Annotated in this window: 22 protein-coding genes; 8 read left to right on the forward strand and 14 right to left on the reverse strand. The window is 70.2% G+C overall.

All coding sequences use genetic code 11. The features are described from left to right. Positions 1–23: 23 nt before the first annotated feature. The 5 genes from JR065_RS00670 to JR065_RS00690 all read right to left on the reverse strand — a co-directional run bounded on the left by JR065_RS00670 (position 24) and on the right by JR065_RS00690 (position 5,792). Positions 24–635: a superoxide dismutase gene (locus JR065_RS00670; RefSeq protein ID WP_206231385.1), complete on the reverse strand. Its 612-nt coding sequence runs from the start codon at positions 633–635 to the stop codon at positions 24–26. A 165-nt stretch (positions 636–800) separates the two neighbouring features. Then, positions 801–2,483: a phosphate ABC transporter substrate-binding/OmpA family protein gene (locus JR065_RS00675; RefSeq protein ID WP_206231386.1), complete on the reverse strand. Its 1,683-nt coding sequence runs from the start codon at positions 2,481–2,483 to the stop codon at positions 801–803. Beyond that, on the reverse strand, positions 2,480–3,337 hold the full coding sequence (locus JR065_RS00680; protein ID WP_206231387.1) for a hypothetical protein: 858 nt from the start codon (positions 3,335–3,337) through the stop codon (positions 2,480–2,482). Before JR065_RS00680 ends, JR065_RS00675 begins: the two co-directional genes overlap by 4 nt. Continuing rightward, entirely contained in the window at positions 3,334–5,007 is a 1,674-nt protein-coding gene (locus JR065_RS00685) for an AAA family ATPase (RefSeq protein ID WP_206231388.1), read from the reverse strand. Before JR065_RS00685 ends, JR065_RS00680 begins: the two co-directional genes overlap by 4 nt. Positions 5,008–5,033: 26 nt before the next feature. Then, positions 5,034–5,792 carry a PspA/IM30 family protein gene (locus tag JR065_RS00690; protein WP_206231389.1) on the reverse strand — a complete coding sequence of 253 codons (759 nt, stop codon included), beginning with the start codon at positions 5,790–5,792 and terminating at the stop codon, positions 5,034–5,036. Between the two features lie 129 nt (positions 5,793–5,921). Between JR065_RS00690 and JR065_RS00695 the strand changes: the two genes are divergently transcribed. Then, positions 5,922–6,389 (forward strand): ribonuclease domain-containing protein, encoded by a 468-nt coding sequence (locus JR065_RS00695; protein WP_206231390.1) that lies wholly within the window; start codon positions 5,922–5,924, stop codon positions 6,387–6,389. After that, on the forward strand, positions 6,386–6,883 hold the full coding sequence (locus JR065_RS00700; protein ID WP_206231391.1) for a barstar family protein: 498 nt from the start codon (positions 6,386–6,388) through the stop codon (positions 6,881–6,883). The genes JR065_RS00695 and JR065_RS00700 overlap by 4 nt, the downstream gene beginning before the upstream one ends. Positions 6,884–7,324: 441 nt before the next feature. On the opposite strand, the gene JR065_RS00705 is transcribed toward JR065_RS00700, so the two are convergent. After that, entirely contained in the window at positions 7,325–9,199 is a 1,875-nt protein-coding gene (locus JR065_RS00705; RefSeq protein WP_206231392.1) for an ATP-binding cassette domain-containing protein, read from the reverse strand. Here JR065_RS00705 and JR065_RS00710 point away from each other — a divergent pair. Next, positions 9,198–9,578, forward strand: coding sequence for a hypothetical protein (locus JR065_RS00710; RefSeq protein WP_206231393.1), 381 nt, complete (start codon positions 9,198–9,200; stop codon positions 9,576–9,578). The two genes, JR065_RS00705 and JR065_RS00710, sit on opposite strands and share 2 nt — an antisense overlap. A gap of 114 nt (positions 9,579–9,692) precedes the next feature. Beyond that, on the forward strand, positions 9,693–11,069 hold the full coding sequence (gene dbpA / locus JR065_RS00715; protein WP_206231394.1) for an ATP-dependent RNA helicase DbpA: 1,377 nt from the start codon (positions 9,693–9,695) through the stop codon (positions 11,067–11,069). A 263-nt stretch (positions 11,070–11,332) separates the two neighbouring features. On the opposite strand, the gene JR065_RS00720 is transcribed toward dbpA, so the two are convergent. From JR065_RS00720 to JR065_RS00735, 4 genes are all read right to left on the reverse strand, one after another. Continuing rightward, positions 11,333–11,611 carry a hypothetical protein gene (locus JR065_RS00720; RefSeq protein ID WP_206231395.1) on the reverse strand — a complete coding sequence of 93 codons (279 nt, stop codon included), beginning with the start codon at positions 11,609–11,611 and terminating at the stop codon, positions 11,333–11,335. Positions 11,612–11,674: 63 nt separating this feature from the next. Continuing rightward, entirely contained in the window at positions 11,675–12,211 is a 537-nt protein-coding gene (locus JR065_RS00725; RefSeq protein WP_206231396.1) for an adenine phosphoribosyltransferase, read from the reverse strand. Between the two features lie 73 nt (positions 12,212–12,284). After that, positions 12,285–15,404 carry an efflux RND transporter permease subunit gene (locus JR065_RS00730; protein WP_206231397.1) on the reverse strand — a complete coding sequence of 1,040 codons (3,120 nt, stop codon included), beginning with the start codon at positions 15,402–15,404 and terminating at the stop codon, positions 12,285–12,287. 6 nt (positions 15,405–15,410) lie between these two features. After that, a complete protein-coding gene (locus JR065_RS00735; protein ID WP_206231398.1) occupies positions 15,411–16,559 on the reverse strand; it encodes an efflux RND transporter periplasmic adaptor subunit in 1,149 nt (382 codons plus the stop codon). A 166-nt stretch (positions 16,560–16,725) separates the two neighbouring features. Between JR065_RS00735 and JR065_RS00740 the strand changes: the two genes are divergently transcribed. Further along, entirely contained in the window at positions 16,726–17,367 is a 642-nt protein-coding gene (locus JR065_RS00740; protein ID WP_206231399.1) for a TetR/AcrR family transcriptional regulator, read from the forward strand. A 13-nt stretch (positions 17,368–17,380) separates the two neighbouring features. On the opposite strand, the gene JR065_RS00745 is transcribed toward JR065_RS00740, so the two are convergent. The 3 genes from JR065_RS00745 to JR065_RS00755 form a co-directional block, all read right to left on the reverse strand. Continuing rightward, positions 17,381–18,952: a protein adenylyltransferase SelO gene (locus JR065_RS00745; RefSeq protein WP_206231400.1), complete on the reverse strand. Its 1,572-nt coding sequence runs from the start codon at positions 18,950–18,952 to the stop codon at positions 17,381–17,383. A 107-nt stretch (positions 18,953–19,059) separates the two neighbouring features. Then, on the reverse strand, positions 19,060–19,755 hold the full coding sequence (locus JR065_RS00750; RefSeq protein WP_206231401.1) for a glutathione S-transferase family protein: 696 nt from the start codon (positions 19,753–19,755) through the stop codon (positions 19,060–19,062). A 146-nt stretch (positions 19,756–19,901) separates the two neighbouring features. Next, positions 19,902–20,111, reverse strand: coding sequence for a cold-shock protein (locus JR065_RS00755; RefSeq protein WP_019796342.1), 210 nt, complete (start codon positions 20,109–20,111; stop codon positions 19,902–19,904). Positions 20,112–20,466: 355 nt separating this feature from the next. Here JR065_RS00755 and JR065_RS00760 point away from each other — a divergent pair, with 355 nt between their 5' ends. Further along, positions 20,467–20,931: a YaiI/YqxD family protein gene (locus tag JR065_RS00760; RefSeq protein WP_206231402.1), complete on the forward strand. Its 465-nt coding sequence runs from the start codon at positions 20,467–20,469 to the stop codon at positions 20,929–20,931. A gap of 110 nt (positions 20,932–21,041) precedes the next feature. Here JR065_RS00760 and JR065_RS00765 read toward each other — a convergent pair whose 3' ends face one another. Beyond that, positions 21,042–21,944: a pseudouridine synthase gene (locus JR065_RS00765; protein ID WP_206231403.1), complete on the reverse strand. Its 903-nt coding sequence runs from the start codon at positions 21,942–21,944 to the stop codon at positions 21,042–21,044. A 42-nt stretch (positions 21,945–21,986) separates the two neighbouring features. Here JR065_RS00765 and JR065_RS00770 point away from each other — a divergent pair, with 42 nt between their 5' ends. Together JR065_RS00770 and JR065_RS00775 are read left to right on the forward strand one after the other, a co-directional pair. After that, positions 21,987–22,532, forward strand: coding sequence for a YaeQ family protein (locus JR065_RS00770; RefSeq protein ID WP_206231404.1), 546 nt, complete (start codon positions 21,987–21,989; stop codon positions 22,530–22,532). After that, positions 22,529–23,725, forward strand: coding sequence for an NAD(P)/FAD-dependent oxidoreductase (locus JR065_RS00775; RefSeq protein WP_206231405.1), 1,197 nt, complete (start codon positions 22,529–22,531; stop codon positions 23,723–23,725). The genes JR065_RS00770 and JR065_RS00775 overlap by 4 nt, the downstream gene beginning before the upstream one ends. Positions 23,726–23,808: the final 83 nt, after the last annotated feature.

The raw sequence follows: 23,808 nt of genomic DNA on the forward strand, positions 1-23,808 counted from the left end.
GTGAAACAACGCGTGGCGATCGATCAGGCGATCGCGGCCTGGTAGCGGCGCTCGACCTCGTTCCAGTCGACCACGTTGAAGAACGCGCCGATGTATTCCGGACGGCGGTTCTGGTACTTCAGGTAGTACGCGTGCTCCCACACGTCCAGGCCCAGCACCGGGGTGTTGCCCTCGAACAGCGGGCTGTCCTGGTTGGCGGTGCTTTCCACCACGATCTTCTTGTCCGGGGTCACGCTGAGCCAGGCCCAGCCGCTGCCGAAGCGGCTGATCGCCGCCTTGGTGAAGGCTTCCTTGAACTTGTCGAAGCCGCCCAGTTCGCTGTCGATCGCCTTGGCCACGTCGCCGACCGGCGCGCCGCCGGCGTTGGGCGCCATCACCGTCCAGAACAGCGAGTGGTTGGCGTGGCCGCCGCCGTTGTTGCGCACCGGGCTCTGCAGGTTCTCCGGCAGCGACTTCAGCTTGGAGACCAGTTCCTCGATCGGCAGGTCGGCGTACTCGGTGCCTTCCAGCGCGGCGTTGACGTTGTTGATGTAGGTCTGGTGATGCTTGGTGTGATGGATTTCCATCGTCTGCGCATCGATGTGCGGTTCCAGCGCGTCGTAGGCGTAGGGCAGCTTGGGGAGGGTATAGGCCATGCGGTTCTCCTGGACTTTCGTCCGCCGGAAGGACGGACGTTGCGTAGTGAATGGTAGGGACGACGGCCGAGGTTACCAAGACCGCGCCCAGGGAAACTCCGTCCCATTCCGCGGCGGCCCGGCCGGCCGGCCGCGGTTCGGCGCATACCATGCGCCCGCCACCGGTTATTCCAGCGTGAACCACTGCACCTCGACGCGGCGGTTGAGATCGCTGTCCGGGCCGGCAGGCTCCTCCCAGCCACGCCCGACCACCTCGATACGCGAGCCGTCGATCTTGGGATAGCGCCGCCGCAATTCGTCGCTGACCGACTGCGCGCGCTGTCGCGACAGCTCCATCGCCTTCAAGGCCATCGAACGCACCAGCGGCGCACCGCCCTGCCGCTCGAATTCCTTCTGCCGCCCATTGTCGACGTGACCGCGCAGCAGCACCACCGAGCCTGGGCTGACCTGGAGGAACTTGCGGATGGTTTCCAGGTATTCCACGTTTTCCGCCGCGTCCTTGTCCAGCTCCGCCGAATTGGGCTTGAACAGGAAGCGGATGTCCTTGCTGAGCAGCGCATCGCCTTCCAGCGCCACCCCGCCGGTCGTGCGGATCGGCGCGATGGCGATCTGCTGGTCCGCATACAGGCCGGCCTCGCGCAGCGACTTCAGGTATTGCATGTCGACGAAACGCGCCGGGTCGGCCGGATTCTTGATGATGTTGCCGTAGGCCAGCACCGAGGACTGGAAGATGCCCTGGAACGAGCCGGCGGCGTCGATGGTGCCTTCGAAAAACGCCAGGTTCTCCGGCAGGTTGCTCAAATGCACCTTGGCCAGCTCCTCGCGCGCCTGCGCCTCCTTCCAACCGAACGCCTTGGCGACGACAGGGCGGTAGCGTTCCGGCTCGGCCCCCATCAAGCGGTTGCCTTCGAGCAGGCCGTGCACAAGACCCTTGACCCATTCCGGATGCTGGCTGGCGAAGCCCTTGTTGACCAACAGCAGGTCGGCGACGATCAACAGGTTGCGGTTGGACACCAGCGACTTGGCTTTGCCGGCCGACGCGGCGATCACCTCGTCGGTGCGCGGCGCCCAGCCCACGCAGCCGTTCAGTCGCCGCGCCGGGGCACTCAATTCGTGCGCATAGGCGTCGCAGGCGACGAAGGCGTCCTCGTAGAACACCAAGCCGAGCTCGTTCGCGCCGGGGCGGGCGTCGAGATCGCGCAGAACCCGCACCGGCACCCCGGCCTCGGACGCGAGGTAGCGGATGAAGAACTCGCTCTCGTTGAACTGCGAGGCCGCCAGGATCTTGCCCTTGAGCGCATTGACGCTGACGATGCCGCTGTCCACCACCACCGCGTCGGCGCCGCGCGAGAAGCCGATCTGCGCGGGCACCACCACATCGAACTGGCGGCCGAGCACCGCCAGCGTGTCGGCCGTGGTCACCGAGGCGGCGACGCGGCCGTTGTTGAGCTTGGACCAGCCCTCCTCCTCGTTGAGCGTCAGGCGCACCTGGAAACCGTACTGTCGGGCGAAAAACGAATCCGGATTCGGCGCCATGCCGTTGTTGGCCGCGATCAGCCCCGCATAGCCGGCGTACTCGCTGATGTCGACATCGACGATGTTGTCCTTGGGCTGGTAGGTCGCGGCCTGGTCCAGCGCCGGCAGGCTGGTCAGCGGCTCGATCGGCGCCGGCGCCTGGCCATCGGCCAGCGCCGCGCCTGGCGCCGCATCCGCACCGGCATCGCCGCCCTCCTTGTCTCCGTCGCGACCGATCAACCACACCCCCAAGCCGATCAGCGCAGCGACGAACAGCAGCGTGACCCACAGCCCCGCCTTCCTGCTGCCTGGGTTCTGCACCGATCGGTTCATGAGCTAGATCCTTCTTTGAGGGCTTGGGACGCCGCGGGCTGGCGCAGGACCCGGCGCGGCAAGGGTTGGTTGTCGAACAGGTCGGACGTGCCGAGCAGATCGCGCTGATCCAGCAGCCAGCGGCTGGCTTCGTTGTAGGAGGTGGACAGCGCATCCAGCGACACGCCTACGCGCTCCTCGTCGGTCGCCAGCAAGGTCTGTTCGCGAATCAGCGCGATCTGCTGGTCGATGCGCTGCAGCTCCGAATCCACATGTTCCAGGCGAAGCGTGGCGTCGGCGTGCGCCGCCTGGCGCGCATCGATCACCTGCTGTTGTTGCTCCAGACTGCGCTGCAGCTCGGCGCTGACGTCGCCGCGGGCCAGGCGTTGCGCGATCTGCGACTCCTGGGCCTGCAGCGCGTCGTACTCCTCCTGCGCGGTGTCCACCACCTGTGCGATGGTCTGCCGCGCGCTCAGCATCCGCAGGTGCAGCCACACCAGCTGCTCGACGGTGTCGGTATGCGCGGCCATCACCGGCGAGCGGTCGAAGCTGGCGATGATCTCGCGCGCGCGCGACTCGATCCGCGCGTGCCGTTGCCGCGCTCGCGCCGCGAGCGGCTCGAGCAGCGATTGGTAACGCTGCTCGGCCGGGTCCGGCTCCGGTGGCCGTCGCGCGTCCGCCAGGCGCTGGAATCGCGCATCGTTCGCCAGCCAGACCAGATAGGCGACCTCCAGGCCGGCGCCGATCAGCCAGAAGCCTGGATTCACCGCCCACCCGAGCATCGCGAACGCCGCCAGGCCGAACCAGTTCGGCGGCACCGGCATGCCCCATGGCCGCGCGTTGAAAGCAGCGGCGAGATATCGCATCAGTCTCACGCGCCCGTGCTCCGCGATGCGGGCGGCGGCGCCTCGGCCAGGTGGCGCAACGCAGGCGGCACGAACTGCATGTTGCTGGCCTCGCGGATCGCCAGGCGCATCTGCAGATCGAGCACGTCCGGCGGCACCGGTGGCTGATAACCGTCCAGGCTCGCATGCAATGCCTGGCTCGGGGTCAGCGCGTCGGTACGCACGCTGCGGTAGACCTTCATCGCCAGGGCTTCGGCGGCACCGGGGGTGAGCAGCAGCGGCAATGGCAGCGGCTTCAGCTCGGCCAGCGACAGCGCCACGCCATAGCGCGCCAGCAGCGCCTGCAGCAACGACGCGCTTTCGTCGTGCGTGGTGGTCGGCAACAACGGCACTTTCACGTCCACGCGTCCGGGCCGCTTCAGGTCCACCTCGATCAGGTCCGGGCGCGAAGACGCCAACAACCACATCACCCGGCCGCGGTTGTCGCCGTCGCTCATCTCCTGCGCGATCATCGAGTACAGGCGTCCGGACAGTCCGCTGTCGCCGCTACCGGCATCGCGTTTCCCAAGCGATTGGTCGGCTTCGTCGATGAACACCATGCAGCGGCCGAGCGCGCGGATCAGCCTGAAGATCTTCTCCAGGTTGCCTTCGCTGGAACCGACCCAGCGGTCGCGGAAATTCTTCAGCTTCACCACCGGCACGCCGGCCTCGCCCGCCAGGCACTCGACCAGGAAGGTCTTGCCGGTCCCGACCGGGCCGCACAACAGGTAGCCCATCGGCAACGCGCGAAGGTCGGCGGCGCGCCACAGCGCGATGTCCTGGCGCAGCCAGACCTTCAGCGCGTCCTGCGCATGGTAGTCGTCAAGCGTGCGCGTGGAGTCGATGAACTCGATCAGCCCCGCCGCTTCGGTTTCCACCAATTGCTTCTTGATCCCGCTCCAGTCCGCGGGGCCGAGCGTGCGCCGCTGGTGCGCGCGCAGCTTCACCAGGCTCTGCAATGCGCTCACGCCGACCCCGCCCAGGGCCGCCGCCATGCCCGCATCATCCTGCGCCGCGTCGAATGCGTCCGCATGGTCGACCCGCAGCTGCGCCAACACCACTTCAAGGGTCGCCGGCTCCGGCAACGGCACGCGGATGCGTGCGGTACGCGCGCCATTGGCCAAGTGCGGGTGCAGATCGTTGAGATTGTCGGCGATCAGGAAACTGGCGAAGCTCAGTTCGGTAAAGGGCGGCTCGCCCGCCCAGTCGCGCAGCAGACTGGCCAGGCCAGCGATCTCGAACTCGCCCTGGCGCGCGGCCGGCACGATCTGCTCCGCGCCCCGCACCACGCACGCCACGTGCAGCGGTTCGGCGCCGCCCAGCGCGAGCAGGTTGGCGTGATAGCGCAGGTAGCGGGTGACCAGCTGCACCGCTTCGTATGGATCGCGCGGCCAGCCCTTCAGCTCCTTGGCCCCCGGCCATTCGTGGAAGCGTTGGCCACCGCGTGGAACGCTCAGGCCATTGCCCGGGTCGTAGGTGAACACGACATCGAACTGCCGCAGCAAACTCGCGTCCAGGTACGCGCCAAGGCCGACCAGGCGCCCGTCCAGCGGAAAACGGTCGCCGACATTGCCATACAGCACGAACTGGCCATGGGCGCCGCTTTCGTACGCCAGGCGCAGCTCGCTCAGCCAGTCCGGAACGGGTGCCTCGATACGCATGCCGGTACCTGCCGGGTCGCGCGCGCTCAACCTTCGCTGTCGGCAATCGGCTTGGGCGCCACGCCCGCACCCATGCTGCGCGGTGGCGCAGGCACCTGCGGCTCGCCCAGGCTGAGGCCCTCGCTGGCGGCGAAGTCGGCCAGCGCCTGGTCGGCCAGCGCCTTCATCTCCGCCTCCTGCACCTGAACCTGGCTCATGTCCAGCGAATCGCGCGCCACCCGGGCGCGCCCGGCGGCCTGGGTGCGTTCCTCTTCGACCATCTCGTGCAGCCGGTTCAGCGTGTCGCCGGAGCCGCCGATCTGGCCGATCATGCCGGCGGCCATTTCGTTCATCTCGGCCATCGCCTGCTTCATCCGCATGTCGTTGATCGCGCCTTTCAGGCTCTCGATCTTGGCCCGCGCCGCGGCGACCGCGACATCGCGCGCCTTGACCAGGTCCCGGTAGGTGGTTTCGGCCTGCTCCAGCTGGCGCCGGTTCTCTTCCAGCTCGCGCTTGACCGTTTGCAGGCGCAGGGCATGCTGAGCGGCGGCGTCCTGGTTGCCGGCGCGCAGGTGCGCGGTGGCGCGCGCGCGCAGCTCGCGCTCCTCGGCCTCCAGCTTGCGCACCTGGCTCATCAGCCGCTCGGCCAGGCCGGCGTGGCTGGCCAGCCCCTGGTTGTAGCTGCCGATCTGCTTGCGCAGATTCTCCTGCTCCAGCGACAGCAGCGCTTCGGGATTGCGTCGCTCCAGGTCGTTGACGAACAGCGAAAGAAAGCCGCGAAAGACATTGGCCAGGCGCTTGAACATTGCAACTCCTGTAGGCAACCGTTAGGCAGGCGCGCTCGTTTCCCCAGGCGCGCCGTACGCCATTTAAGCAAAAAACAGCCGCCCCGCCCATACTGGCGAATGAAAGTTCCCGATCCGCGAGGATTCCCGATGCGCAAGCCCACCCTGTTGATCGCCGCGATCGTGCTGCTGGCCGCCGGCCTGTGGGGCATCCGCGCGCTGCAGCAGCCGCCGCATCCGCAGTTCGCGCCGTCGTTGAGCGCTCCGCCGGCGCCGCCGACCGCCGCGCCGGTGCCGGCGGCCGCACCCGCCGGCGCGCGGGATGCGCTGCCGCCGTTCCTGCCGCCGGAAGCGCGCGCGACGATCGCGCTGATCCAGCGCGGCGGCCCGTTCCCGCACCGGCAGGACGGCAGCGTGTTCGCCAACCGCGAGTCGCGGCTGCCGTCACGCCCGCGCGGCTACTATCGCGAGTACACCGTGGCCACGCCCGGCCTCGATCACCGCGGTATGCGCCGCATCGTCACCGGCGGCGACCCGCCGGACGTCTGGTTTTACAGCGACGACCATTACGAGAGTTTCCGCAGTTTCAGCATCGCCTCCGGGAGGCCGTCGCCATGAATACCTTCAACCTTTCGCTGGACCTGGCCGAACCGGCCGCGTCCGGCGTCTACCGCGTCGCCAACGACGATCTGGACACGATCGCCGCGCTGGCGCGCGACGCCGGGCTGCGGCTGTGCCGGATCGACCTGCGCGGCTGCAACAGCAAGCCGATGCTGCTGATGCGGCTGGCCGCGCAGCTGGATTTCCCGATCGGCTTCGGCCGCAACTGGGACGCCCTGATGGACGGCCTGCGCGACCTGTCCTGGCTGCCGGCCAAGGGCGGCTATGCGCTGCTGCTCGAGGACGCGGCCGAACTGCAGGCGGTGGCGCCAAAGGACTTCGAGGTGCTGCTCGAGATCCTCGACGACGTGGCCAAGGAATGGGCGCAGGACGGCATCGCCTTCACCGCCTTCGTCGGCCTGCTGGCCGGCGACGAGGCCGAGGACGCGCACGGCGACGAACAGGACGAGATGGCCGACGAAGACGAAACGGACGAGGACGCCTCGCGCTGAGCGCAAGCAGGCCGCGTGTTCGCAGCTCCCGGGTGCCGGTACAGGGCCGGGTTGCCTCTCTCTTGGCAGGTCGCGACAACAGCCGTGCGCGTCGCGGTTTGGCACCTGCGAACGGCTCCGCGCGAGCCTGGACCATCCATCGCGTCGGGTGCCGGCCGCGCATGCTGCACGGCGCGGTGCGCGCAACCGATCCGCATTTCCCGCACGCCTGTGGTTGTAGCAGCAACTTCGGTCGCGACAGGTGTTGCCGCTGGAGCCCGTCGCGACTGAAGCCGCTCTCCTACAAGGGGATCTCCGAGGCGTGTGGCGCGCCTGCCAGGCTTCAGTCCCGATGGACCCGAACCTGCCCTCTCCCCATGGCGTTCATCGCCACCGGCGGCCGCGGCCGAACCGGTCGCGTCCGCATCAACCGCATCAAGGGCTACGCCAAGCGCGCAGCGCTTACGCGTCCAGTTCGCTCCAGCGCGCGTACGCCGCATCCAGTTCGGCCTGCGCCTGGGTCAGCGCCTGCGTATGCGCGGCCACCGCTGCCGCGTCGCGCTGGTAGAACGACGGCTCGGTCATCGCCTGGGTCAGCGCGGCGACCTGCTGCTCCAGCGCCTCGATCCGCAGCGGCAACTGCTCCAGTTCGCGCGCGTCCTTGTAGCTGAGCTTGCGCTTGGCCGCAGCCGGCGGCGCGGTGGCGGCGGCGGTGGCCGACGCCTTGGCCACCGCAGCCGCGGACGCGGCAGGCGGCGCGGCACGCTGGCGCACCCAGTCGCTGTAGCCGCCGACGTACTCGCCGATGCGGCCGTCGCCTTCCATCACCATCGTCGAGGTGACCACGTTGTCGATGAAGTCGCGGTCGTGGCTGACCAGCAGCAAGGTGCCGGTGTAGTCGCCGAGCAGCTCTTCGAGCAGCTCCAGCGTCTCCACGTCCAGGTCGTTGGTCGGTTCGTCCATCACCAGCAGGTTCGACGGCTGCGCGAACAGCCGCGCCAGCAGCAGCCGGTTGCGTTCGCCGCCGGACAGCCGGGTGATCGGCGCGCGCGCGCGTTCCGGGGTGAACAGGAAGTCCTGCAGGTAGCCGTGCACGTGCTTGCGCTTGCCGTTGACCTCGATGAAGTCGCGGCCTTCGGCCACGTTCTCGATCGCGCTCCAGTCCTCGCGCAAGGTGGCGCGGTACTGGTCGAAGTAGGCGACCTGCAGGTTGGTGCCGGTGCGGATCTCGCCGCTGGCCGGGGTCAGTTCGCCGAGCAGCAGCTTCAACAGCGTGGTCTTGCCGCTGCCGTTGGGGCCGATCAGGCCGATGCGGTCGCCGCGCAGGATGGTGGTGGAGAAATCGCGCACCAGGGTGCGCGCGCCGAACGCGAACGACACCTCCTTGGCCTCGATCACCTTCTTGCCCGAGGCCTCGCCCTGCGCCGCCTCCATGCGCACGTTGCCGCCCAGCTCGCGGCGCTGGGTGCGCTCGTTGCGCATCGACTCCAGGCGCCGCACGCGGCCTTCGTCGCGGGTGCGGCGGGCCTTGATGCCCTGGCGGATCCAGATCTCCTCCTGCGCCAGCATCTTGTCGAAGCGCGCGTTCTCCTGCGCCTGCGCGTTGAGCCGTTCCTCGCGGCGGCGCTCGTAGTTGGCCCAGTCGCCGGGCCAGCTGGTGACCTGGCCGCGGTCGATCTCCACGATCCGCGTGGCCAGCGCGCGCAGGAAGCGCCGGTCGTGGGTGACGAACACCACGCTGCCGTTCCAGCCCTTGAGGAACAGTTCCAGCCAGTCGATGGCCTCGATGTCCAGGTGGTTGGTGGGCTCGTCGAGCAGCAGCAGGTCCGGCGCCGACACCAGCGCGCGCGCCAGCAGCACGCGCCGCTTCATGCCGCCGGACAGGCGCGCGAATTCGGCGTCGCCGTCCAGGTCCAGCCGGGTCAGGGTCTCGTTGACCCGCTGGTCCAGCGCCCAGCCGTTGGCGCCGTCGATCTTGGACTGCACCGCGCCCAGCGCGTCGCCGTCGAATTCGGCGGCATGGCTGAGCCGGTGGAACTCGGCCAGCCAGTGGCCGAGTTCGCCCAGGCCGTCGGCGACCACGTCGAACACGCTGCCGGCGGCGCCATGCGGCACCTCCTGCTCCAGCCGCGCGATGCGCACGCCCTGCTGGACGCGGATCTCGCCGTCGTCGGGCTTGAGCTCGCCGGCGATCAGCTTCATCAAGGTGGATTTGCCGGCGCCGTTGCGGCCGATCAGGGCGATGCGCTCGCCCGGCTCGATCGTCAGTTCGGTCTTTTCCAGCAACAAGGGGCCGCCGACGCTGTAGTCGACGTTCTGCAAGGTTATGAGAGGCATGCGCTATTGTACGTGGATGCGCCCGCCACCGAACCCGAACGCCGCCCCGGCCGTGCGCGACGGCCATCGCCGCCGTTCGCTGCGTATCGCCCCGGACCTTATCCAGGCGCGCTTCGGGGCCGACAACTTCGACGACGCCCACGACGCGCTGATCGACCTGCTGCGCGAATGCTGCGGCAACGGCGGCTACCGGGTGGACGCGGATTTCGACGCGCGCCATCCCAATCCCTGGTTCCATCGCTACGTGCTGCACCTGGACGACGGCCCGGCCGATCTCGGGCCCGAGCAGGCGGGCGCGGCCGCCGGCGTGTCCGAGGTCTGCTTCCGCGAATTCGTGCGCCGCGTCGCCGCGCTGGGGCTGGACCCGGCGGTCGACTGACCGCGGCCCCGCCGGAGCCCCTGCGCCCCGGTCTGCGCGCGACCTGGACGGGTGATCCGGCCGTGTTTTTCCGGGTCCCCGGTCCCGAGTCCCGAGTCCCGGCTAAAATGCCCCATGAACGATTTCGCCACCCTGCCCCTCTCCCCGGCGCTCGCGCCCGGCATCGACGCCCTCGGCTACACCACGCTGACCCCGGTGCAGGCGCAAAGCCTGCCCCCGATCCTGGACGGACGCGACGTGATCGTGCAGGCGCCCACCGGCAGCGGCAAGACCGCCGCATTCGGCCTGGGCCTGCTGCAGAAACTCGATCCGGAGGTGACCCGCGCGCAGGCGCTGGTACTGTGCCCGACCCGCGAACTGGCCGACCAGGTCGGCAAGCAGCTGCGCAAGCTGGCCACCGGCATTCCCAACATGAAGCTGGTGGTGCTGACCGGCGGCATGGCGCTCGGCCCGCAGCTGGCCTCGCTGGAGGCGCACGATCCGCAGGTGGTGGTCGGCACGCCCGGGCGCATCCAGGAACTGGCGCGCAAGCGCGCGCTGCACCTGGGCGGGGTGCATACGCTGGTGCTCGACGAGGCCGACCGCATGCTCGACATGGGCTTCGAGGAGCCGATCCGCGAGATCGCCAGCCGCTGCGGCAAGCTGCGCCAGAGCCTGCTGTTCTCGGCTACCTACCCCGACGCGATCCGCGCGCTGGCGCGCGAGCTGCTGAAGGAGCCGGTCGAGATCACCGTCGAAGGCGCCGACAGCGCGCCGGAGATCGACCAGCAGTTCTTCGAGGTCGACCCCACCTACCGGCAGAAGGCCGTGGCCGGGCTGCTGCTGCGCTTCACCCCCGAATCCAGCGTGGTGTTCTGCAATACCCGCAAGGAAGTGGACGAGGTCGCCGGTTCGCTGCAGGAATTCGGCTTCTCGGCGCTGGCGCTGCATGGCGACATGGAGCAGCGCGACCGCGACGAGGTGCTGGTGCGCTTCGTCAACCGCAGCTGCAACGTGCTGGTGGCCAGCGACGTGGCCGCGCGCGGGCTGGACGTGGAAGACCTGGCCGCGGTGCTCAACTACGAACTGCCGACCGACACCGAGACCTACCGCCACCGCATCGGCCGCACCGCCCGCGCCGGCAAGCGCGGCCTGGCGCTGAGCCTGGTGGCGCCGCGCGAGACCGCGCGCGCGCAGGCGCTGGAAACCGAACAGGGCCAGCCGCTGAAGTGGTCGCGCGCGCCGCTGGCCACCGCGCGCCCGGCGCAGCTGCCGCAGGCGGCGATGACCACGCTGCGCATCGACGGCGGCAAGACCGACAAGCTGCGCCCCGGCGACATCCTCGGCGCGCTGACCGGCGAAGCCGGGCTGTCGGCCGCGGCGATCGGCAAGATCGCGATCTATCCCACCCGCTCCTACGTGGCGGTGGCGCGCGCGCATGCCGCCCGGGCGCTGGCGCAGCTGCAGGCGGGCAAGATCAAGGGCCGCCGGTTCCGGGTCAGCAAGCTTTAGACATTCGCAGCAGCGGCTGGAACCGCTGGCGCACGACGAGGACGGCAACGCCTGGAGCGAGGGGCCAGTGCGCTGGATGCAAGGGGGGCGGCTGCGGGACACCGGGCACGGGCTGCTGCGGGTGCTCGCGCACGACGGCAGGCTCTGCAAGGCCGGCCGGTTCGACGGCCATCTGCGCCATGCCGACGCCTACGCCGACCCCAGCTGGAAACGGCCGTCTACCCGCACTGGGCGTGCGGCCAGGTCCTGCCGGTTCGCGCCTCTCAGAACAGGGAGAAGATCATCGCACCTGCGAAGACGATGAGCAGCACAATGTACAGCGGGCGGAATATATGGAAACGCTGCCAGTTTGTAAGGCCAAGATCATTGATATGGATCCGCTTATCAAGCTTCACGTCATCCATACCGCTATCAACCGAAAAATCCCCGCGATTCTTCTTATAAAACCGGTATTCCTTGACCTGTACGACGATCTGATGAACCGCCAGAAGGCTGACCGCCAAGAACGCTGCTGAAAAAACCGCAATTTCCAGAATCAGCATATATTCGCCCTCGCCTGTAGCCTCGGAAAGACCGGTTTTCCTCGATCCAAAGACCGTCAAGCATCAGTAGCGCAGCGACGCGGTCAGCGGGATGTCCGCCGGCCAGCGCGCACGCGCGCCCAGTGCGGCCAGTTCCACCATCACCGTGGCCGCCACCACTTCGGCGCCGAGCCGCTGCGCCAGCGCCAGCGCGGCCAGCAAGGTGCCGCCGGTGGCCAGCACGTCGTCGACGATCAGCACGCGCGCGCCCGGCTGCAGCGCGTCGGCATGGATCTCGATGCGGTCGCGGCCGTATTCCAGGCCGTAGTCCTGGCCGATCGTCGCCGCCGGCAGCTTGCCCGACTTGCGCACCGGCACGAAGCCCACGCGCAGTTCGTGCGCCAGCGTCGCGCCCAGGATGAAGCCGCGCGATTCGATGCCCAGCACCGCGTCCAGCGGCGTGCCGCGCCACGGCTGCACCATCGCGTCGATCGCCGAGGCGAAATCGGGGCCGTCGGCGAGCAGCGGGGTGATGTCCTTGAACACGATGCCGGGCTTGGGGAAATCGGCCACGTCGCGGATCAGCTTGGACCAGGGCTGGAGTTCGCAGGCGTCGGTCATGGCGTCGATGGCGCCTGGCGCCGGCAAGAGAAGGGCGCCAATGCTAACCGTTGCGCCGCCGCCGTGCGCGGCGCTACGCCGCGCCGGGCGCAGGCGGGGCCGCCGCGCCGTGCAGCAGGCGCCGCACCAGCACGAAGAACAGCGGCACCAGGAAGATCGCCAGCAGCGTGCCCGAGACCATGCCGCCGATCACGCTGACCCCGATCTCGCGCCGGCTGGCCGCGCCGGCGCCGGTGGACAGCGCCAGCGGCAGCACGCCGGCGACGAACGCCAGCGAGGTCATCACGATCGGCCGCAGGCGCAGCCGCGCGCCTTCCAGCGCCGCCTCGCGCAGCGGCCGCCCCGCCCGTTGCTGCGCCTCGGCGAACTCGACGATCAGGATCGCGTTCTTGGCCGACAGGCCGATCGTGGTCAGCAGCCCCACCTGGAAGTAGATGTCGTTGACGAAGCCGGCCAGCGTGGTCGCCACGACCGTACCGAGCACGCCCAGCGGAATCACCAGCAGCACCGCCACCGGGATCGACCAGCTCTCGTACAGCGCCGCCAGGCACAGGAAAATGAACAGGATCGACGCGGTGTACAGCCACAGCGTCTGGTTGCTGGACAACTGCTCCTGGTACGACAGCCCGCTCCATTGCAGGTCGAAGCCCTTCTGCTCGGCGACCAGCGCCTGCATCCGCTGCATCGCCTCGCCGGAACTGCCGCCGGCCGCGGCGCCGCCCTGGATCTGCGCCGCCGGCAGCCCGTTGAAGCGCTGCTGCAGCTGCGGCCCACGGGTCCAGCGGGTGCTGGCGAACGCCGCGAACGGCGCCATCTGCCCGCTGCTGCCGCGCACGTACCATTGGCCGATGTCCTCCGGCAGCGAGCGGTACGGCGCATCGCCCTGCACGTAGACGCGCTTGACCCGGCCGCGGTCGATGAAGTCGTTGACGTAGCTGCCGCCCCACGCGGTGGACAGGGTCGCGTTGATGTCGCTGTGCGCCAGGCCCAGCGCGCTGGCCTGGGCCTGGTCGATGTCGACCTGCAGCTGCGCCTTGTCGCCCAGCCCGTTGAGCCGCACCGCGGTCAGCTGCGGGTCGTCGCCGGCCTGCTGCAGCACCTGCTGCTGCGCGCGCAGCAAGGCCGCGCGGCCGGCGCCGTCGCTGTCGCGGATCCACAGCTCGAAACCGCTGGACTGGCCCAGTCCGCGCACCGCCGGCGGCGACAGCACGCTGATGCGCGCGTCGCCGATGCCGCGGAAGTGGGCGTTGGCGCGATCGATGATCGCCTGCGCGGTGTTGTGGCGGTCGCGCTCGCCCCACGGCTTGAGCGCGACGAAGGCCTGCGCCGCGTTCTGGCCGACGCCGGCGTTGTTGCGCCCCACCACCATGAAGATCGCGCTGAGGTTGTCCTTCTCGTGGGTCATGAAGTAGTCGGTGATGCGCCGGCCAAGCGCCTCGGTCCTGGCCAGCGGCGTGCCTTCGGGCGTGGTGAACTGGATCTGCACCTGGCCCTGGTCCTCGACCGGCAGGAAGCCGGTGGGCATGCGCGCGTACAGCGCCGCCATCGCCAGCGCCACCCCCAGGTACAACGCCATCCAGCGCCGCGGCTGCTGCAGCAGCGTGCCGAGCCGGCGCTGGTAGGCGTGCTGGCCGCGTTCCACGCCGCGGTTGAACCGGCGGAAGAAGCGCCCGGGCTCGCGCTCCTTTTCCACCGGCTTGAGCAGCGTCGCGCACAGCGCCGGGGTCAGGGTCAGCGCGACCAGCGCCGACAGCGCCATCGCCGAGGCGATGGTGATGGAGAACTGGCGATAGATGATGCCGGTGGAGCCGCCGAAGAACGCCATCGGCAGGAACACCGCGCCCAGCACCACGGTGATGCCGATCAGCGCGCCGGTGATCTCGCCCATCGAGCGCTCGGTGGCTTCGCGCGGCGGCAGGTGCTCCTCGTGCATGATCCGCTCGACGTTCTCCACCACCACGATCGCGTCGTCGACCAGCAGGCCGATCGCCAGCACCATCGCGAACAGGGTCAGCGTGTTGATGGTGAAGCCGGCCGCGGCCAGGATGCCGAAGGTGCCCAGCAGCACCACCGGCACGGTGATCGCCGGGATCAGCGTGGCGCGCCCGTTCTGCAGGAACAGGAACATCACCACCACCACCAGCACGATCGCCTCGGCCAGGGTGTGCACCACGCCCTCGATCGACACGCGCACGAACGGCGTGCTGTCGCGCGGGTACGCCACCTCCACGCCATGCGGGAACGTCGGCTTGAGCCGTTCGATCGCCGCGCGCACCGCATCGGAGGTGGCCAGCGCGTTGGCGCCGGAGGACAGCGTCACCGAAAACCCCGAGGCCGGGTGGCCGTTGAGCCAGGTGCTGTTCTGGTAGTTCTCCGCGCCGATCTCCACCCGCGCCACGTCGCCCAGGCGCACGCTGGAGCCGTCGGGCAGCGTGGTCAGGATGATGTCGCGGAACTGCTCGGGCGTCTGCAGCCGCGACTGCGCGGTGACCGTCGCGTTCAACGCCTGGTCCGGCCCGGTCGGCAGCGCACCGAGCTCGCCGGCGGTGACCTGGGTGTTCTGCGTCTGGATCGCGTTGCGCACGTCGCCCGGCATCAACGCGTAGGCGTTGAGCTTGTGCGGGTCCAGCCATACGCGCATCGCGTACTGCGCGCCGAACACGTTGATCTCGCCGACGCCGTTGATGCGGCTGATCGGATCCTGCAGGGTGCTGACCAGGAAATCGGAGATGTCGACGTTGCTGAGCGTGTCGGTGGTGTCGTACAACGCCACCACCATCAGGCTGTCGCCCTGCGACTTGGCCACGGTCACGCCCTGCTGCTGCACTTCCTGCGGCAGCCGGTTCAGGGCCTGGTTGACCGCGTTCTGCACCTGCACCTGGGCGATGTCCGGATCGGCGCTCTGGTCGAAGGTGATGCTGATCCGCGACTGCCCGGACGAGGAGCTGGTCGAGGAGAAGTACAGCAGGTGGTCGATGCCCTTGATCTGCTGCTCGATCACCTGGGTGACGCTGTCCTCCACCGTCTGCGCCGAGGCGCCGTTGTAGGTGGCGGTGACGTTGACCGTGGGCGGGGCGATGTCCGGGTACTGCTCCACCGGCAGGGTGGCGACCGCGATCGCACCCATGCCCATGATGCAGATCGCCAGCACCCAGGCGAAGATCGGCCGGCGTATGAAGAAACGCGCGAGCATGCCGGCTCAGCCCTGTCCGGCGGCGACCGGCTTCGGCGTCACCGCCGCGCCGTCGCTCAGGCCCTGCCGGCCTTCCACCACCACCCGCTCGCCGGCCTTCAGCCCCTCGCCGACCAGCCAACGGTCGCCGACCGCGCGCAAGGTGGTCAGCTGGCGCTGGCGCGCCTTGTTGTCCGCGTCCACCACCCACACCTGGGCGTCGCCGCGCGGGGTGCGGTCGACCGCCGCCTGCGGCACCAGCAGCGCCTGCTGGCGCACGCCCTGGCCGACGCTGGCGCGCACGTACATGCCCGGCAAAAGCTGCCCGTCGGGATTGGGGAAGCGTGCGCGCAGGGTGACGCTGCCGGTGCCCTCCGCCACGTCGATGTCGGCGAACTGCAGCGTGCCCGGCAGCGGATAGTCGCTGCCGTCGGACAGCTTCAGCCGCACCTGGGCCGAGGACGGCTGCACGCCGCCGGCGGCGATCGCCCGGCGCAGCGCCAGGAACTGGCTGCCGGACTGGGTGATGTCCACGTTCATCGGATCCAGTTGCTGGATCTTGGCGATCGCATCGGCCTGGCTGGCGGTCACCAGCGCCCCCGGGGTCACCCGCGCGCGGCCGATGCGGCCGCTGATCGGCGCGTCCACGGTGGCGAAGCGCAACTGCGTACGCGCGGTGTCCAGCGCGGCGCGTGCGGCATCGCGCGCCGCCACGGCCTGCTGGTAGCTGGCCTGCGCGTCGTCGACCTCCTGCTGCGCCGCCAGCTGGGTCCTGCCCAGCGTCCGGTAGCGTTCGGCGCGCAGCCTGGCGGTGACCAGCGCCGCGTCCGCGGTGGCCAGGTTGGCCTGCGCCTCGTTGGCCGCGGCCTGGTACAGCGTCGGCTCGATCTGGAACAGCGGTTGTCCGGCACGCACCTGCGCGCCTTCCTCGAACAGCCGGCGCACCAGGATGCCGCCGACCTGCGGCCGCACCTCCGACTCTTCCGACGCTGCCGTGCGCCCGGCCAGCTCCACGCTCAGCGCCACCGACTCCGGCCGCAGCGTCAGCACCCCCACCGCCTTGGGCGCCGCGGCGGCCTTGGGCTCGGAACGACCGCATCCACCCAGCGCCGCCGCGGCGGCGAGCAGCACACACGGCAACAGCGCCCGGCGCAGAAAGGGGCGGGTCGGGGTCATGCGCTTGATCCTAGGCGGCAACAGGGAGATGATTTAATTTACTTAAAGACAAATAAACAATAGTGAAGAGCAGCTTACCGACCGATCGGCGCCTGCCGCCGCAGCGCCCGATCGATGCATCGCCGCGCGTGCGGCGCCGGTGGCGGCGCGCTGGGGCAGGTGCGCGATGAGCGCGGCGAACGCACCGCGCCATCGCGGCCGGCCGATGGTCACCCGTCCGCGGCTGCTGCAGGCCGCGCGCGAGCTGTTCCTGGCGCAGGGGCTGGACGTGTCGCTGGAGCAGATCGCGCGCCACGCCGGCACCACCCGGCAGAGCCTGTACAACCACTTCGCCGGCAAGCCCGAGTTGCTGATGCAGGTGTTCGAGCAGCTCACCGACGAGATGCAGCTGCCGCTGGAGGGGATCGTCCGCCACGACGCGCAGGAACTGCCGCAGGTGCTGCAGCACATCGCCGCCACCGTGCAGTCGCACCTATTCGCGGCCACCACGCTGAGCATCCACCGCCTGCTGGTGCAGGCCACCGCGCAGATGCCGGCGCTGCTGCGTTCGATGCACGAACGCCGCGCCGGCCGCCTGCGCCAGCGCCTGGCCGACCTGCTGCTGCACCTGCACCGGCAGGGACGCGTGCAGGTGGACTCGCCGGCGCTGGCCGCCACCGCCTTCCTTGGCGCGGTGATGGGCTATGCCTACCCGATGGCCATCCTCAACGAGCGCGCGCCCGATCCGGCCGCGCAGCGCGCGCTGGCCGACGAGGCCATCGCCAGCTTCCTGCTCGCGTGGCGCTATCGCGCCGATCCGCCTGGCTGAGCCGGCGCCCGCGTCAGGAGCTGCACGACAGCATCGAGCACCCGGCGCGCTCGCGCGCCCAGTCCGGGCGCTTGGCGGCCAGAGCCGCGTACTGCGGCTGATCGTCGTACGGCCGCCGCATGACCTCCAGCAGTTCCAGCACGCCGCCGTTGTCGCCCTGCTCGGCGCGGTCGATCGCCTGCTGCGCCAGGTAGTTGCGCAGCACGTAGCGCGGGTTCGCTGCGCGCATCCGCGCACTGCGCGCGTCCGCGCTCCACCCGCCGTCGTCCAGGTCCTCGCGCAACCGCTGCGCGTAGCGCGCCAGCCAGGCCTCGAACGCCGGCGCCTGCGCCGCGTACTTGCCCGGGTCGTAGAACGCTTCGGCCAGCGGCGCCAGCGCCGGCGCCCGCGGATCGAGCCCGATCAGGCCACGGAACCACAGGGTCATGTCCACCTCGCCCTGCTGCAGCAGCTGCAGCAGGTCCTGCATCAGCGCCAGGTCCTCGTCGCGGCACGCGGCCAGGCCGAGCTTGGCCGCCGTATTGTCGCGCTCGGCCTGCGCGTAGCGGTCCTGGTACTGCGCCAGCCCGGCCTGCAGCGGCTCGACGTCGGCCAGCAGCGGCGCCAGCGCCTGCGCCAGCCGCACCAGGTTCCAGTACGCGACCTGCGGCTGGGTGCCGAAGCGGTAGCGGCGGCCCTGCGCGTCGGTGGTGTTGGGGGTCCAGTCCGGGTCGTAGTCGTCGATCCAGCCGTAGGGGCCGTAGTCGATGGTCAGGCCGAGGATGGACATGTTGTCGGTGTTCATCACCCCGTGCACGAAGCCGACGCGCATCCAGGCCGCCACCATGTCCGCGGTGCGCACGCACACCTGCGCGAACCAGTCGCCGTAGCGCGACGCGCCCTCGCCGCGCAGCTGCGGGAAGTCGCGGTCGACGACGAAATCGGCCAGCTGCCGCAGCAAGCCGACATCGCCGCGCGAGGCCGGCAGCTCGAAGCTGCCGAAGCGCACGAACGACGGCGCCACCCGGCACACCACCGCGCCCGGCTCGGCGCGCGGATGGCCGTCGTAGAACATGTCGCGGACCACCCGCTCGCCGGTGCCCACCAGGCTCAGCGCGCGCGTGGTCGGGACGCCCAGATGGTGCATCGCCTCGCTGCACAGGAACTCGCGGATCGACGAGCGCAGCACCGCGCGGCCGTCGGCGCCGCGCGAGTACGGCGTGCGTCCGGCGCCCTTGAGCTGCAGTTCCCAGCGCTGGCCGTCGCTGCCGAGCACCTCGCCCAGGCCGATCGCGCGCCCGTCGCCCAGCTGGCCGGCCCAGTGCCCGAACTGGTGGCCACCGTAGTTGGCCGCGTACGCACGCATGCCCGGATAGCGCGCGTTGCCCGCGAACACCTGCGCGAACTCCGGCGAGCGCACCTGCTCGTCGCTCAGGCCGAGCAGCGCGGCGACCTCGCGCGAATACGCCAGCAACTGCGGCGCGGCGACCGGGGTCGGCTCCACCTCCGACCAGAGCGCACCGAGGACCTCGCGCAGGCGCGGCCCGCGCTCCGGGTCGCCGGGCAGTTCGGCGGTGAAACGGTTGTCGAAGCGTAATGTGTCCATGCCGCCAGCTTAGTGCAGGCGCGTGAACCTCCGGTCCGCTGCGCGTCAGCGGCGCGTGGCCGCATCGCGCCGTTGCCGTAGCCACCCGCGTCAGGCGGCGCGGCGCCTCAGCGCGGCCGGACGCCGCCGAGCAGGTCGAACGGACCGCCCTGCTGCAGCGCGCGCCGGTAGGCCGGGCGCTGCTCGATGCGCTGCACGAAACCGGCCAGGTTCGGGTATGCGTCCAGGCTCGCGCGGACCGCGGCGGCCTGCACCGGGAAACTCATCTGCACGTCGGCGGCGGTGAAGCGATCGCCGGCGAACCAGCCGCTGGCTTCCAATTCGCGCTCCATCCAGTCCAGATGCAGCTTCAGCTGCGGCCCGACGAAGCCCTGCATCGCCTTGTCGACGATCGCGCGGGCGATCGGGCGGGCGAAGAACGGCATCTTCGCCGAACGGATCCTGGCCAACACCAGGCTCATCAGCAGCGGCGGCATCGCCGAGCCCTCGGCGTAGTGCATCCAGTAGCGGTAGCGCAGGCGTTCGGGCGCATCCAGCGGCTGCGGCGACGGCGACAGCCGGCGCTCGCCGTCGTAGCGGTCGGCCAGGTATTCCAGGATCGCGCCGGACTCGGCGAGCACGTGGCCGTCGTCGACCAGCACCGGCGATTTGCCCAGCGGGTGGATCGCGCGCAACTCCGCCGGCGCCAGCCAGCTGCGCCGGTCGCGCTCGTACTTGACGATCTGGTACGGCAGGGCCAGTTCTTCCAGCAGCCACAGCACGCGCTGCGAGCGCGACTGGTTGAGATGGTGGACGGTGATCATCGGCAGGTTCGCAAGGGCCAGCGGCGGATGATAGCCGCCCCGCGCGGGCGGCCCTGCAGGCGCCGCCGCCATGGGGCGCACACAAAAGAAAACGCCGGAAGCTTGCGCTTCCGGCGTTCTGGCAACCTAACGGTGGCCGGCGGGTATTAGACCGCCTGCACCTGGTCAGCCTGCATACCCTTCTGGCCCTGCACGGCGACGAACGTCACCTTCTGGCCTTCCTGCAGCGATTTGAAGCCGGTGCCCTGGATCGCGCGGAAATGCACGAACAGGTCCGGGCCGCTTTCCGGGGTGATGAAGCCGAAGCCCTTGGCGTCGTTGAACCACTTGACGGTACCGTTCTGACGATCAGACATTTACTAACTCCTGAAACATTTAATTGAAGAAATCGCAGCCACCGGGTATCGGGACCGAGACTGAGTTGCAGGCGTTGGTAAAGCGGAACGATGAAGCGGATCGCGAGATCAACTGCACCAGGCCACGATTCACGGTGACCCTAGCAAACACAGTGGGATGCACCATACGCGGGTTGCGGGCAAAAAGCGACTGGTTCGTGTAGACAAAACCGGGATGGCCGGCAAACAAGCTTGATGCGGGCCTAAAGCCGGGCCGACGGCGGCCGATATCGCTGCCGTCCTGCATCCCCTGCCCGGCCAAGGCGGCCTGGCGAGGCGCCGCCGCAAGCCCAGCCCACATACTTACACTGGCCGCATGACCACCGCCAGCCTGCCCCGGATCTGGGTCGATGCCGACGCCTGCCCCGGCGTCATCAAGGACATCCTGTTCCGTGCCGCCGAACGCGCCCAGGTGCCGGTGACGCTGGTGGCCAACCACCCGCTTCGCACCCCGCCCTCGCGCTGGGTCCGCGCCGTTCAGGTTCCCGCCGGCCTGGACGTGGCCGACGGCGAGATCGTGCGCCGCGTCGGGCGCGGCGACCTGGTGGTGACCCAGGACATCCCGCTGGCGGCGCTGGTGCTGGACAAGGCCGCCGTGGCGCTGAATCCGCGCGGCGAGCTGTACACCCCGGACAACATGGCCGAACGGCTGTCGATGCGCAATTTCATGGAGGAACTGCGCGGCAGCGGCGTCGCCACCGGCGGCCCGGCGGCGCTGCACGCGCGCGACCGCCAGGCCTTCGCCAACCAGCTCGATCGCTGGCTGGCGCAACGGCGCTAGCCGGCGACGCCATGTCCACGGCCAGCGCAGCGCCACCGCATGCGGCGGCGCCAGGCCCGCGCAGCGGCCGGCGCCGGCGCGCCGGCGAGCGCAGCCCGCAGACACGCCCCCTACTCCGGCGGCGGCCATGGCAAGGCGCGCTCGCTGACGAAGCGCCGCGTGATGCCGGTCAGCGGGTCGGCGAAGGCCAGCGAGCGCGCCAGCAGCTGCAGCTCACGCTCCGGGTCCGCCGCCTCGCGCAGCGCCGGATACAGCGCATCGCCGAGGATCGGCGCGCCCAGCGCGGCCATGTGCACCCGCAGCTGGTGCTTGCGCCCGGTCAGCGGCGCCAGCGCGTAGCGCCACACCGGCCCGGGCGGCGCCTGCAGCAGCTCGATCCGGGTCAGGCTGTTCGGCAGGCCGGGCGCCTCGGCCATGCGGAAGAACGGCTCGCCGCGCACCAGGCGGCTCTCGCGCGCCAGCGGAAACGCCTGCGCCGGCAGCGCCGGCGCCAGCGCCTCGTAGGCCTTGTCGATGCGCCGCTCGCGGAACAGCGCCTGGTACGCGTCGCGACTGCGCGGATCGGCCGAGAACAGCACCAGGCCCGCGGTGCCGCGGTCCAGGCGGTGCAAGGGCACCAGGTGGGGATTGCCCAGCCGCGCGACCAGGCGCGCCAGCAGGGTCTCGCGCACGAAGCGGCCGGCCGGCGTCACCGGCAGCCCGTGCGGCTTGTCGGCCACCACCAGGTGCGCGTCGGCATGCACGATGCGCTCCAGGCCCGGCACCGGCGCCTCGTCGGCCACTTCGCGGAAATAGCGCACCTCCAGCCCGACCCGGTACGGCAGCGACGCCGGCAACGGCCGGCCGTGCACGTCCTGCACCCGCCCGCGCGCGAAGCGGTCCAGCCAGTGCCCGCGCGGCACCTGCGGAAAGCGCGCGCACAGCCCGTCCAGCAGCGTCGCCCACGGGCCGGGCGGCAGCTGCAGACGGCTCGGGGCCGGTTCGAACGGCAGCGGCGCGCGGGGATCGGGCATCGCCAAGCATTATCATGGCCGCCCTTTGATCCCGGTAGCCGCATGGCCCCCAACGCCACCCTCCGCAAGGCCGAGCTGCAGATTTCCGACATGGACCGCGGCTACTACGCGGCGCATTCGCTGACCCTGGCCCAGCACCCCTCCGAAACCGACCAGCGGCTGATGGCGCGGCTGCTGGCCTTCGCCCTGTACGCCGACGAGCGGCTGCTGTTCGGCAAGGGCCTGAGCAGCGACGACGAGCCGGACCTGTGGCGGCTGGACTACACCGGCGCGGTCGAGCAGTGGATCGAGGTCGGCCAGCCCGACGAATCGCGCATCCGCAAGGCCTGCGGCCGCGCCCGCGAGGTGATCGTGGTCAACTACGGCGGCCGCGCCGCCGAGATCTGGTGGGAGAAGAACGCCTCCGGCCTGCTCAAGCTCAAGCCGCTGCAGGTGGTCGACCTGCCCGCCGACGCGGTGGTCGCGGCCGGCGAGCTGATCCAGCGCGCGATGCGCTTCGACGTGGTGATCCAGGACGGCGAAGTGCAGCTGCTCGGCGACGACCACAGCGTGGTGTTCACCCCGACGGTGCGCAAAGCCGCGGCATGAGCGGGCGCGCCGAGGCCACCCGCGTCGACGTGCTGGTGATCGGCGCCGGCGCCGCCGGACTGATGTGCGCGCTGACCGCCGGCCAGCGCGGGCGCACGGTGCGGGTGATCGAGCACGCCAACAAGGTCGGCAAGAAGATCCTGATGTCCGGCGGCGGGCGCTGCAACTTCACCAATACCGGCGCGGCGCCGGGCAACTTCCTGTCGGCCAACCCGCACTTCTGCAAGTCGGCGCTGGCCCGCTACACCCCGGCCGACTTCGTGGCGATGGTCGAGCGCCACGGCATCGCCTACCACGAGAAGGAACTGGGCCAGCTGTTCTGCGACGTCTCCTCCAAGCAGATCGTGCGCATGCTGCTGGACGAATGCGACGCGGCCGGGGTGCGGATCCACGTGGGCTGCGCGGTCGACCGGGTCGAGTCCGGCGCCGACGGCTTCCGCGTGGACACCGGCGAAGGCCGTTTCGAGGCCGCCTCGCTGGTGGTGGCCAGCGGCGGCCTGTCGATCCCCAGCCTGGGCGCCAGCGGCTTCGGCTACGCGCTGGCGCGCCAGTTCGGCCACGAGGTGCTGCCGACCCGCGCCGGGCTGGTGCCGCTGACCCTCACCGGCAAGCACCAGGAACGCCTGAACGACCTCAGCGGCGTCGCCCTGCCGGTGGAGGCGCGCTGCAACGGCGCGCGCTTCCGCAACGCGATGCTGATCACCCACCGCGGCGTCAGCGGTCCGGCGATCCTGCAGATCTCCTCCTACTGGCAGCCGGGCGACGACCTGCGCCTGGACCTGCTGCCGGGCGTCGACGCGGCGCAGTGGCTGCACGAGCAGAAGCGCCAGCGCGGCGCCAGCGAACTGCGCAACGTCCTCGCCGACGTGCTGCCGCGCCGCTTCGCCCAGCGCCTGTGCGAGGTATGGCTGCCGGACAAGCCGGTACGCCAGCTCGACGAGCCGCAGCTGCGCGCGGCCGCGGCGCTGCTCGGCGGCTGGCCGCTGGTGGCCAGCGGCAGCGAGGGCTACCGCACCGCCGAGGTGACCCTTGGCGGCGTCGCCACCGATGCGGTGTCCTCCTCGACGATGGAGTCGCGGCGGGTGCCGGGGCTGTATTTCGTCGGCGAGGTGCTCGACGTCAGCGGCTGGCTCGGCGGCTACAACTTCCAGTGGGCCTGGGCCTCGGGCCATGCCGCCGGCAGCGTGGCCTGAAGCCCGGGATTGGGGATCGGCAAGAGCGGGCCTCCCTGTCCGAACGTTCGCGGGCCGCCCGAGGCAGAGCCCAAGTACCGAAG

The organism is Xanthomonas sp. (genome assembly GCF_017163755.1).
Lineage (GTDB): Bacteria > Pseudomonadota > Gammaproteobacteria > Xanthomonadales > Xanthomonadaceae > Xanthomonas_A.